Source organism: Suipraeoptans intestinalis (genome assembly GCF_034091795.1).
GTDB classification, from domain to species: Bacteria; Bacillota; Clostridia; order Lachnospirales; family Lachnospiraceae; genus Suipraeoptans; species Suipraeoptans intestinalis.
Genome location: NZ_JAXFXH010000019.1, coordinates 1 through 12,086 on the forward strand (window position 1 = coordinate 1; position 12,086 = coordinate 12,086).

The window sequence follows — 12,086 nt, forward strand, 5'->3', positions numbered from 1 at the left end:
AAAGATATCTGCGAGAAGCTGGAAGGCATGAGGAAGCTGGTGCTTCAGATAGAAGAGCGCGCCCCTCAGATTTTAACGGAGTATCGCCGCAAGATCGAGGAAAAGGCGGCGGAGCTGTTAGAAAATGCCCAGATAGAAGAAAGCAGGCTGGCGGCGGAAATGGTGCTGTTTGCAGACAAGATCTGTACAGACGAGGAGATCGTCAGGTTAAAAAGCCATATTCAGAGTATGCAGGATACGCTAGGGCAGATGGAAGAGGGAGTGGGACGAAAGCTGGATTTCATTGCGCAGGAAATGAATCGGGAGGCCAACACCATCCTTTCCAAGTCCAATGACCTAGAGACCTCCAATCTGGGGATCCAGTTAAAGACGGAGATCGAAAAGGTGCGGGAGCAGATCCAGAACGTAGAATAAAGGAGCACAGGTTTGATGAGAAGAGGGATTTTGACAGTGGTTTCCGGATTTTCCGGGGCGGGAAAAGGGACGATGATGAAGCGTCTTCTGGAAAAGTATGACAGCTATGCCTTGTCTGTTTCCGCAACCACAAGACTTCCAAGAGAAGGAGAGCAGGAAGGCCGGGAGTATTTTTTTAAAACGACAGAGGCTTTTTTAGAGATGATAGAAAATGAGGAGCTGGTGGAGTATGCCAGATATGTGGATAATTTTTACGGCACGCCCAAAGCCTATGTGGAACAGCAGCTGGCAGACGGGAAGGATGTGATCCTGGAAATAGAAATACAGGGAGCCAGAAAGATCAAAGAAAAGATTCCGGATGCGGTCCTTTTGTTTATTGCGCCGCCCAGCATGCAGGAGCTGAAAAGAAGACTTCTGGGGAGAGGGACGGAGACGGAAGAAATCATACAGGCCCGTTTGGAGAGAGCCCAAAAAGAATCCGTGGGAATGGAGGATTATGACTATCTGATCATCAATGATGATCTGGATGTATGCGTGGAGGACGTTCACCATATCATTCGCGGGGAACACAGGCGGACAGAAAGAAACAAAGAGTTTATTAAACAGATTCAGGGAGAACTGAAAGGAGAATAAAATTATGCTGCACCCATCTTATACAGATTTAATGAAGGTTGTAAACAAGGACGTGGAGGAAGGAGAAACCAAGGTAGTCAACAGCCGTTACTCCATCGTCATGGCAACGGCAAAGAGAGCCAGGGAACTGATCGACGGAGCAAGGCCGTTTGTGGAAGCAAAGAAGGGAGACAAGCCTCTTTCTACTGCTATCGATGAACTGAACCAGGCGCAGATCAAAGTGGTGGGAACAGAGGAATAGAGAACAACAGACAGAATCACAGGCAGATGCACAGGTATCTGCCTGTTGCGGCGTAAAGGAGAAAACGGATGAATATATTGTTTGTGTCCCTGGGCTGTGACAAGAATCTGGTGGATTCGGAAGTCATGCTGGGACTCATAGACCAAAAAGGATATCGAATCGTAGATACGGAGGAAGAGGCAGATGTGATCGTGGTGAACACCTGCTGCTTCATCCATGATGCAAAGGAAGAAAGCATCCAGACCATCCTGGAGATGGCAGAATACAAGATGACAGGACGCCTGAAAGGGCTGATCGTGACAGGATGTATGGCACAGAGATATCAGAAGGAGATCCTGGAAGAGATTCCGGAAGTAGACGCAGTTCTTGGGACTTCTGCCTACGATAAGATCATAGAAGCGATCCAGAAGGCGGTGGAAGGCAAGGTCTCCGTTGCCATGGAGGAACTGGACGTCCTGCCGGAGGTGAGCGCAAAAAGGCTGGTCACGACAGGGGGACATTATGCCTACCTGAAGATCGCAGAAGGCTGCGACAAGCACTGCACCTATTGTATCATCCCGAAGCTTCGGGGAAGGTACAGAAGCGTCCCCATGGAGAAGCTGCTAAAAGAGGCAGAAGAACTGGTGGAGGGCGGTGTAAAGGAATTGATCCTGGTGGCCCAGGAAACCACCGTATATGGGAAAGACCTGTATGGAGAACGATCTCTTTCAAAGCTTCTTAGGGAACTGTGCAAAATAGAAGAACTCAGGTGGATCCGCATCCTGTACTGCTACCCGGAAGAGTTGGATGAAGAGCTGATCCGCACGATCCGGGAGGAGGAAAAGGTCTGTCCTTATCTGGATCTTCCTATCCAGCACTGCAATGACGAGATCCTGAAGCGGATGGGACGAAGAACCACCAGAAGACAGCTGGAGGAAATCATAGAAAAGCTGAGAAGGGAGATTCCGGATATTGCCCTTAGGACGACACTGATCACCGGATTTCCGGGAGAAACAGAGCAGCAGCATGAAGAGCTGATGGATTTTGTGGACCGGATGGAGTTTGACCGCCTGGGCGTATTTCCCTATTCTCCGGAGGAAGATACGCCGGCGGCGTCCATGGAAGGACAGGTTTCGGACGAAGTAAAAGAAAGGCGGCGGCAAGAACTGATGGAGCTGCAGCAGGAGATCGTATTTTCCGGATCGGAAGAGCTGATAGGCCGGGAGCTTTCGGTGATGATAGAAGGAAAGATCACGGAGGAAGACGTTTATGTGGGACGGACATACCGGGATACGCCCAATGTGGACGGGATGATTTTTGTCCATTCCGACGAAGCGTTTGTATCCGGAGATTTTGTAACAGCAAAAGTAACAAAGGCGGCAGAATATGATTTGATAGGAGAGGTGACAGAATCATGAATTTACCAAATAAACTGACGGTATTAAGAGTGTTGATGGTTCCATTTTTTGTGTTTTTTATGTTGTCTGATGTAGCGGGAGAGGGAAGCAAATGGATCGCGCTGCTTCTGTTTTGCGGGGCAAGCTTTACCGATTTCCTGGATGGGAAGATCGCAAGAAGCAGAAACCTGATCACGAATTTCGGAAAATTTATGGATCCGCTGGCAGATAAGCTGCTGGTATGCTCCGCGATGATCTGTCTGATCCCCTCCGGAAAGTTGTCGGCCTGGTTTGTGATCATTATCATTGCAAGGGAATTTATCATCAGCGGATTTCGTCTGGTGGCCTCCGATCAGGGGGTAGTGATCGCCGCCAGCTACTGGGGAAAGTTTAAGACGGTAGCCCAGATGGTTATGGTGATTGTGCTGATCGCAGATCTGGGAGGACTGTTCCATATCATAGGCAACGTACTCATTTGGGTATCCCTGATCCTGACCATTGTGTCGCTGGTGGATTATGTGGCAAAAAATATCCAGGTACTTACAAAGGGAGGCATGTAGGATGACGGTAGAACTGATTTCTGTGGGAACAGAGATTTTAATGGGGAATATTGTCAATACCAATGCGGCTTTTCTGTCGGCTCAGTGTGTAGCACTGGGCCTTTCCTGTTACCATCAGAGCGTGGTGGGAGACAATGAAGGCCGTATGGAGGAGGCGATGCAGACGGCGCTTTCCAGGTCGGATCTGGTGCTCATAAGCGGCGGTCTGGGACCCACCAGGGACGATCTGACAAAAGAGGTGGCGGCAAAAGTCATGGAGAAAAAGCTGGTCATGGATATGCGTACCAGAGACAGGATCCAGGCGTATTTTGACCAGATAAAACGGCCGGATATTACGGAAAACAACTGGAAACAGGCCGTGGTGCCGGAGGGAGCCATCGTACTGGATAACGACAATGGAACGGCTCCCGGCCTGATTCTGGAAAAAGAAGGAAAAGCGATGATCCTTCTTCCGGGTCCTCCGGGAGAGCTGCTCCCGCTTTTTCAGAAAAAAGTACGCCCCTATCTGGAACAGCTTCAGGAGGAGAAGATGTATTCCTGCATGGTAAAGATCTGCTCCGTGGGAGAAAGCCGGGCAGAGACTATGGTGGCAGATCTTCTGGAGGGACAGACCAACCCTACCATAGCGCCCTACGCTAAGACGGGAGAGGTACACTTTCGCATTACCGCCAGAGAAAAAACGCAGGAAGCGGCAGAACTTTTGATGGAGCCTGTGCTAAAAGAGATGAAGCGGCGCTTTGGAAGCCGGATCTATACCGTGCGGGAAGAAGAAACTCTGGAAGAGGTGGTGGTACGGCTGTTAGAGCAGGGATGCCTGACCATTACAACGGTAGAATCCTGCACCGGAGGCCTGCTTTCGGGACAGCTGGTAAATGTACCGGGAGCATCAAAGGTGCTGGAAAGAGGATTTGTTACTTACTCCAATGAAGCCAAGATCCAGATGGTGGGAGTATCTCAGGCGACCCTGGAGGAAATGGGAGCGGTCAGTCAGGAGACGGCAGAAGAGATGGCAGAGGGCGGAAGGAAAGCGGCAGGAGCAGATGTAGGGATCAGCATCACGGGAGTGGCAGGTCCCGGAGGCGGAACAGAGGAAAAACCGGTAGGAATGGTCTGCATGGCCTGCAGTATCAGAGGGGAGATCCGCAGGGAAACCTTTTATTTTTCAGGGGACCGGGAAAAGATTCGCAAATCTTCTGTCGTGCAGGGATTAAATCTGGTACGGGAAGAATTGCTGAAGTATCTGGAAGGACAGATATCCGGGGAAAGCGCCTGAAAAAGAGGAACAATACGGATTGGTTAGAAAATCAGGAAATTGGCCGGGATTTTCCGACAAAGTGCCAATTGACGAAAAAATTGATGTATGAGAGAATAAAACGAAGAGTAAGACAGTATGATCATATCATCTGAAAAATGCATAGTTGAAAGGAGTTTTATAATGATCTATTCACATGAAGTACAAATGATGTGTCCGGTAGCACAAGGTGCAAATCACGGACCGGCTCCGATTCCGGAAGAGGCGAAGTGGGTACAGGCAAAAGAGGTAAAGGACATTTCCGGTCTGACTCATGGAGTGGGCTGGTGCGCTCCCCAGCAGGGTGCATGTAAGCTGACTTTGAATGTGAAGGACGGGATCATTCAGGAAGCGCTGGTGGAAACCATCGGCTGCTCGGGAATGACTCATTCTGCAGCAATGGCGTCGGAGATCCTTCCGGGAAAGACTATTTTAGAAGCATTGAATACAGACCTTGTCTGTGATGCCATCAATACAGCGATGAGAGAGCTGTTCCTCCAGATTGTTTATGGAAGGACCCAGAGTGCGTTCTCAGAGGACGGGCTTCCCATCGGAGCAGGACTGGAAGATCTCGGAAAGGGACTTCGCTCTCAGGTAGGAACCATGTACGGTACTCTGGCAAAAGGACCGCGTTATCTTGAAATGGCAGAAGGATACGTTACGGGAATCGCTTTGGACGACCACGATGAGATCATCGGCTACCAGTTTGTAAGCATTGGGAAGTTTACAGATTTCATCAAGGCGGGAGACGCTCCGAATGAAGCGTGGGAAAAAGCAAAAGGTCAGTATGGACGTGTTGCAGACGCTGCAAAGATCATTGACCCAAGAAAAGAGTAAGGTTGACGGATGTCATTTAAAGAAAAAGCAGGAGGAAGAGTAAATGGCTTTATTTGAATCGTATGAAAGAAGAATAGATAAAATCAACGAAGTATTACAGAGCTACGGGATCGGATCGATCGAAGAAGCAGAAAAGATCACAAAAGAGGCGGGACTGAACGTGTATGATCAGGTAAAAGGGATCCAGCCTATCTGTTTTGAGAATGCCTGCTGGGCATATGTGGTAGGCGCTGCCATTGCCATCAAAAAAGGATGTCGCACGGCGGCGGAGGCGGCCGCAGCGATCGGAGAAGGACTGCAGGCGTTTTGTATTCCGGGTTCTGTGGCAGACCAGAGAAAAGTAGGTCTGGGACACGGAAATCTGGGCAAGATGCTTTTGGAAGAAGATACGGAGTGCTTTGCATTTCTGGCAGGGCATGAATCTTTTGCAGCGGCAGAAGGAGCCATCGGAATTGCAGAAAAAGCAAACAAGGTCCGGAAGAAACCGCTTCGGGTCATCCTGAACGGACTGGGAAAGGATGCGGCGAAGATCATTTCCAGGATCAACGGATTCACCTATGTACAGACAGATTATGATTACTATACAGGAGAACTGAAAGAGGTGGAGAGGATCTCCTACTCCGAAGGACTCCGTGCAAAAGTAAACTGCTATGGAGCCAATGATGTCAGAGAAGGCGTTGCTATCATGCACAAAGAAGGGGTGGATGTTTCCATTACCGGAAACTCTACCAATCCGACACGCTTCCAGCATCCGGTAGCAGGAACCTACAAAAAAGAATGTATGGAGCAGGGAAAGAAGTACTTTTCCGTGGCTTCCGGAGGCGGTACAGGACGTACCCTGCACCCGGACAACATGGCAGCCGGTCCTGCCTCCTACGGTATGACGGATACCCTGGGACGTATGCACTCTGACGCACAGTTTGCAGGATCTTCCTCCGTACCGGCCCACGTGGAGATGATGGGCCTGATCGGAGCGGGGAACAACCCGATGGTAGGTATGACGGTAGCCGTTGCAGTTTCCATCGAGGAAGCGGCAAAAGAGGGAAAATTCTAAATTCTGCATCAGGATCAAACGATCAAAAGACATTCTGCCGACTGGTGGAATGTCTTTTTCCGGTCATAATGGACGGTCTGGGAGCATTTAGACATCCGGGACTTGTGATCGATCGTGGAGATAAAGTACAATTGAGTTCGCAGATAACGGCAGGGATTTCCGGCTGTTTGACAATCCCTGTCCGACAGGGGAAAAGTGTAAGAGGCGCAGATGGTAAAGGAAGGAGAACGGACAGAGAATGAGGCAAGGGAGAGGAAAAGGAAGCAGAAAGGAAACCTGGGCGGTGCTGTCCATTCTTCTGGTCGTGATTCTGACCAGAGGAAAAGGGTGGACCCAGATGCTTCCGACGTTTGGAGGAGAAACCAGATCGATTGAAAAGACGGTGGCAGAGGGAGAAATGAAGGTCACATTTCTGGATGTAGGGCAGGGAGACTGTACTATTATCCAGACGAAGGATCGGGCGATGATGATCGATGCAGGCAACAATGACCAGGGAGAAAAGGTGGTGGATACTTTGTACCGCCTTGGCGTGGAAAAGCTGGATTACCTCATTCTGACCCATCCGGATGCAGACCATATCGGAGGAGCGGATCATGTGCTGCGGCAGATTCCCACAGAACAGGTGGTAATGCCGGATGTTGTAAACGATACTATGACCTACTATGAAGTCGAGGAGCTGATCCGGGAAAAAGAAATTCCCGTCACACATCCAGAAGTGGGGAAAACATATCTGCTACAGGATGCTGCGTTTACGATTCTGTGTCCGGCGCAGACGGAAGAAGAGGATCTGAATGCGTCGTCTGTGGGAGTCAAGCTGGTACACGGAGACGTCTCCTTTGTGATGTGTGGGGATGCAGATACAGAGTCGGAGGAGCGCATGGTGAAAACCTTTGGAGAGGCGCTACAGTGTGATGTGCTGAAATGCGGACATCATGGAAGTTCTACTTCCACCTCGGATGCATTCCTGAAAAAGACAGATCCTGCCTGGGCTGTGATCAGCTGCGGTGCAGACAATCCCTATGGACACCCCCACTGGGAGGTTTTGGAAAAGCTGGAGAGAGAGGATATACAGATCTATCGGACGGATCAGCTGGGAACGCTTACCGCAGTCAGTGACGGCAGGAATATCCACTGGGAAACAGCAAGATAGACAGACAGATTTTTGAGCGATGCACACCGGAGCTGTTTATACCATACCAGCTGTCTGATTTTGCAGATAGATCCCATAAAAACTAAAAAGCACTGTCCACGGTGCGGCAGCTTTCAGGGAAAACCTGATGATCTGCCTTCGATGGACAGTGCTTTTTAGTTGCCCGGAAATGGCTCCGGTCCGGCGAAAATGGCACAAGGAATCCGTCTTATTCCTGACAAAGGGAGGCTTCCAGATTCTTGTGGGCGGTAGACAGCATCAGCTTGATGCGGTTCAGCTGGTTTACCTCGCTGGCGCCGGGATCAAAATCAATGGCTACTACATTGGAGGATGGGTGGATCCGGCGAAGTTCCTTGATGACGCCTTTTCCCACCACATGGTTGGGCAGGCAGGCAAATGGCTGCGTACATACGATATTTGGCGCATCATTTTGGATCAGTTCCAGCATTTCGCCGGTCAGGAACCAGCCCTCACCTGTCTGATTTCCCAGGGAAACAAAGTCCGAAGCCATTTTTCCCAGATGACGGATATCCGCCGGGGGATCAAAATGCTTACTGTTTGCAAACGCCAAAGAGGCGGGCGAACGAAACCATTCCAGGACCCGGATTCCAAGATTCCCCAGAACAGCCTTGGACTTTTTCATGCCCAGATGGGAAACCTTAAAATTCTGATTGTAGAAGCAGTAAAGCAGGAAGTCCAGAAGATCCGGCACAACAGCCTCGGCTCCTTCTTTTTCCAGCAGCTCCACCAGATGGTTGTTGGCGGCGGGAAGGAATTTTACCAGGATTTCTCCCACAACGCCCACCCGGGGCTTCTTTACATCTGTCAGAGGAATGTTCTGATCAAAATCTTCGATGATCTGCCGGCATAACTGCTTGAATTTCCTCCGGGAAGGGTAGGGGGCAGACAGAAATTCCTGACATACCTTCACCCATTTTCGATGCATGGCGTCCGTGGATCCGGCAATCTGTTCATAGGGACGGATCCGGTAGACACACTTCATGAAAATATCCCCTAAAACAGCGCCGTAGATTCCGCGCAGTACCAGGGAGGGAGTGATCTTGAATCCGGGATTGCCTTCCAGTCCGCTGAGGTTGATGGAGATCACCGGGATATGGGAATATCCCGCTTTTTTCAAAGCTCTTCGGATAAAGCCGATATAATTGGAAGCACGACAGCCTCCTCCCGTCTGGCTGATGATGACGGCCAGTTTATCCGTATCATATTCTCCGGACAAGATTGCCTCCATGATCTGTCCCACCACGATCAAAGAAGGATAGCAGGCGTCATTGTTGACATATTTCAGTCCCACGTCCACCGCCTGCCTGTTGTCATTGGGCAGGACAGCCACCCGGTAGCCGGAAGCACGAAACGCCGTCTCCAGCAGTTCAAAATGAATGGGCGACATCTGCGGACACAGGATGGTGTACTCCTTTCGCATTTCCTTGGTGAAGGGTACTTTTTTAATTGCGGAAGAAGCGGGATCGGACAGGCTCTGCCGCTGCTTTCTGACACGGATCGCAGCCAGAAGAGAGCGGATCCGGATACGGGCGGCTCCCAGGTTGTTGACCTCATCTATTTTCAGGGTGGTATAAATCTTGTTGGAGTGGGTCAGGATGTCCGCCACTTCGTCGGTAGTAACGGCATCCAGTCCGCAGCCGAAGGAGTTCAGCTGAATCAGCTCCAGGTTATCTGTCGTCTTTACATAGCTTGCAGCAGCATAAAGACGGGAGTGGTACATCCACTGATCCATCACGTTCAAGGGTCTGTCCACGACGCCCAGATGGGAGATGGAATCTTCTGTGAGCACGGCAATGTTATAGGAATGAATCAGCTCGGGGATACCATGGTTGACCTCCGGATCCATGTGATAAGGACGGCCGGCAAGGACGATCCCCTGATTACCTGTTTCTTTCAGAAAGGCAAGCGTGCGTTCTCCCTCTTTCTGCAGATCCCTTCTGCAGCAGGCAAGTTCTTCCCAGGCAGCATGGACAGCCTGTTTGATCTCTTCTACAGGAATATCATCTGAAAATTCTTCTATCAGACGATAGGAGACGGTCTCCTCACTCTGGAAAGAGAGGAACGGATGACGAAAATCCACTTCTCCATGAATGATGGCGTCCATATTGTTTTTGATATTTTCCGGATAGGAGGTTACAATAGGACAATTGTAATGATTGTTGGACTCTTGAAACTCATTCCGTTCATACGCAATACTGGGGTAGAAGATCCGCCGGATCCCCTGCTGGATCAGCCACTGTACATGTCCGTGCGCCAGCTTGGCAGGGTAACATTCGGATTCGCTGGGAATGGACTCGATTCCCAGTTCATAGATCTTACGGTTGGACAGGGGCGACAGTACCACGCGAAATCCCAGCCGGTGGAAAAAGGTAAACCAGAAGGGATAATTTTCGTACAGATTCAGAACCCGGGGAATCCCTATGGTGCCTCGCCGTGCTTCCTGTGGGGAAAGCGGTTCATAGTCAAAGTAGCGTTTTAATTTATAATCGAAAAGATTGGGGAGGGAGTTCTGTCTTTTTTCTTTTCCGACTCCCCGCTCACAGCGGTTGCCTGTAATAAAGCGGCGGTTTCCACTGAACTTGTTAATGGTAAGACGGCAGTTGTTGGTGCACAGCCCGCATTTTGCCATGGAGGTGGAATACTCCAGCCGCTGGATCTCATCGATGGACAGCATGGTGGTTCCCTCACATTCCACGTAGCGCTCTCTTGCGATCAGGGCGGCGCCAAAAGCGCCCATGATGCCGGCGATATCCGGACGGATGGCGTGGCAGTCAGCGATTTTTTCAAAGCTTCGCAGAACGGCGTTGTTGTAGAACGTACCGCCCTGGACAACAATGTGGCGTCCCAGTTCGGAAGCATCCGCCACTTTGATCACCTTAAACAGGGCATTTTTGATGACAGAATAGGCCAGTCCGGCAGAAATATCCGACACCTCCGCCCCTTCTTTTTGCGCCTGCTTTACTTTGGAGTTCATAAAAACGGTACAGCGGGTTCCCAGATCAATAGGATGGTGGGCAAACAAAGCCTCCTGTGCAAAATCCTCCACAGAGTAGTTGAGGGATTTGGCAAAAGTTTCGATGAAAGATCCGCATCCGGCGGAGCAGGCTTCGTTGAGCTGTACGCTGTCCACCGTTTGGTTTTTGATCTTAATACATTTCATGTCCTGTCCGCCGATATCCAGGATGCAGTCCACGCTGGGTTCAAAGAAAGAGGCCGCGTAATAGTGAGAGACTGTTTCCACTTCCCCTTCATCCAGCAAAAGAGCGGCCTTTACCAGAGCCTCTCCATATCCGGTGGAGCAGGAGTGGACAATGGACACGCCATCGGGAAGCTGCTGATAGATATCTTTGATGGCGGTGATGGTGGTCCCCAGAGGGTCCCCCTCATTGTTCCGGTAAAAGGAATAGAGCAGAGTGCCGTCTTCCCCCACCAGAGCCACCTTCGTGGTGGTGGAACCGGCGTCGATTCCCAAAAAGGCCTTCCCACGGTAAGAGGGAAGATCTCCGAAGGGTACCTGATGCTTTGCATGGCGGGCAGAAAATTCCTCAAACTCCGCCTGACTGGAAAAGAGAGGTTCCAGGCGGGCTACTTCAAAATCCATCTGAATACGGCCTTTCAGCTGCTGCTGCATCTTCAAAAGCGAAACAGGAGATCCCTCTTTGGCATTTAAGGCAGAGCCGATCGCGGCGAACAGATGAGAATGAGCGGGAGCGACGATGTGCGCATCATCCAGTTTCAGGGTACGGACAAACGCTTCCTTCAATTCTGACAGAAAATGGAGAGGGCCTCCCAAAAAAGCCACATGCCCACGGATGGGTTTCCCGCAGGCAAGACCGCTGATGGTTTGATTGACCACTGCCTGAAAAATAGAAGCGGCCAGGTCTTCCTTGGAGGCTCCTTCATTGATCAGGGGCTGGATATCTGATTTGGCAAAGACCCCGCATCTTGCGGCGATCGAGTAAAGGGCCTGATAATGTCTGGCGTACTCGTTCAGACCGGAGGCGTCCGTTTGAAGCAGGGAAGCCATCTGATCGATAAAAGAACCGGTGCCGCCCGCACAGACGCCGTTCATTCTCTGTTCTACATTACCGCCCTCGAAATAGATGATCTTGGCGTCTTCTCCTCCAAGCTCAATGGCAACGTCCGTCTGAGGAGCCTCGTGCTGAAGGGCGGTAGACACGGCGACCACCTCCTGAACGAAAGGAACCCCCAGATGGTTGGCCAGCGTCAGACCGCCGGACCCGGTAATGACCGGAGAGGCAAGGACGGGACCCAGTTGATGAACGGCGCGCCCCAAAAGATCCGACAGGGCGGGCTGTATATTTGCAAAATGGCGCTCGTAGTCGGAAAATACAAGCTCCCTGCTGTCGTTTAAAATGGCTATTTTTACAGTGGTAGAACCAATATCAATTCCTAATGTGTAAGTAACGGAATCCATAGTTTATCTCCTTGACAGAAGATCCGGAAAAGCATCCAAACCTTCGTGAAATACAATTTCTTTGAACCTAA

The 12,086-nt window shown here is 50.5% G+C and carries 10 protein-coding genes; 9 read left to right on the forward strand and 1 reads right to left on the reverse strand.

Going from position 1 to position 12,086, the window contains the following annotated elements:
• The 9 genes from SOW26_RS05865 to SOW26_RS05905 all read left to right on the forward strand — a co-directional run.
• Positions 1-414, forward strand: a 414-nt coding sequence (locus SOW26_RS05865; RefSeq protein WP_320652063.1) for an endoribonuclease YicC domain-containing protein, incomplete at its 5' end; no start/stop codon positions are given.
• Between the two features lie 12 nt (positions 415-426).
• Positions 427-1,047 carry a guanylate kinase gene (gene gmk / locus SOW26_RS05870; RefSeq protein ID WP_276959964.1) on the forward strand — a complete coding sequence of 207 codons (621 nt, stop codon included), beginning with the start codon at positions 427-429 and terminating at the stop codon, positions 1,045-1,047.
• 4 nt (positions 1,048-1,051) lie between these two features.
• A complete protein-coding gene (gene rpoZ / locus SOW26_RS05875; RefSeq protein ID WP_154478707.1) occupies positions 1,052-1,288 on the forward strand; it encodes a DNA-directed RNA polymerase subunit omega in 237 nt (78 codons plus the stop codon).
• Positions 1,289-1,356: 68 nt separating this feature from the next.
• Positions 1,357-2,685, forward strand: coding sequence for a 30S ribosomal protein S12 methylthiotransferase RimO (rimO, locus tag SOW26_RS05880; protein ID WP_320652064.1), 1,329 nt, complete (start codon positions 1,357-1,359; stop codon positions 2,683-2,685).
• Positions 2,682-3,224 (forward strand): CDP-diacylglycerol--glycerol-3-phosphate 3-phosphatidyltransferase, encoded by a 543-nt coding sequence (pgsA, locus tag SOW26_RS05885; RefSeq protein WP_276959962.1) that lies wholly within the window; start codon positions 2,682-2,684, stop codon positions 3,222-3,224. The genes rimO and pgsA overlap by 4 nt, the downstream gene beginning before the upstream one ends.
• Before the next feature lies 1 nt (position 3,225).
• Positions 3,226-4,497, forward strand: coding sequence for a competence/damage-inducible protein A (locus SOW26_RS05890; RefSeq protein ID WP_276959961.1), 1,272 nt, complete (start codon positions 3,226-3,228; stop codon positions 4,495-4,497).
• Between the two features lie 162 nt (positions 4,498-4,659).
• Complete coding sequence (locus SOW26_RS05895; protein ID WP_154478715.1) at positions 4,660-5,352, forward strand: iron-sulfur cluster assembly scaffold protein; 693 nt, start codon at positions 4,660-4,662, stop codon at positions 5,350-5,352.
• Positions 5,353-5,395: 43 nt separating this feature from the next.
• Entirely contained in the window at positions 5,396-6,406 is a 1,011-nt protein-coding gene (locus tag SOW26_RS05900) for a GGGtGRT protein (RefSeq protein WP_154478717.1), read from the forward strand.
• Between the two features lie 238 nt (positions 6,407-6,644).
• Complete coding sequence (locus tag SOW26_RS05905) at positions 6,645-7,556, forward strand: ComEC/Rec2 family competence protein (RefSeq protein WP_320652065.1); 912 nt, start codon at positions 6,645-6,647, stop codon at positions 7,554-7,556.
• A 208-nt stretch (positions 7,557-7,764) separates the two neighbouring features.
• Here the strand turns inward: SOW26_RS05905 and SOW26_RS05910 are convergent, their stop codons facing one another.
• Complete coding sequence (locus SOW26_RS05910) at positions 7,765-12,015, reverse strand: acyl-CoA dehydratase activase-related protein (RefSeq protein WP_320652066.1); 4,251 nt, start codon at positions 12,013-12,015, stop codon at positions 7,765-7,767.
• Positions 12,016-12,086 lie beyond the last annotated feature (71 nt).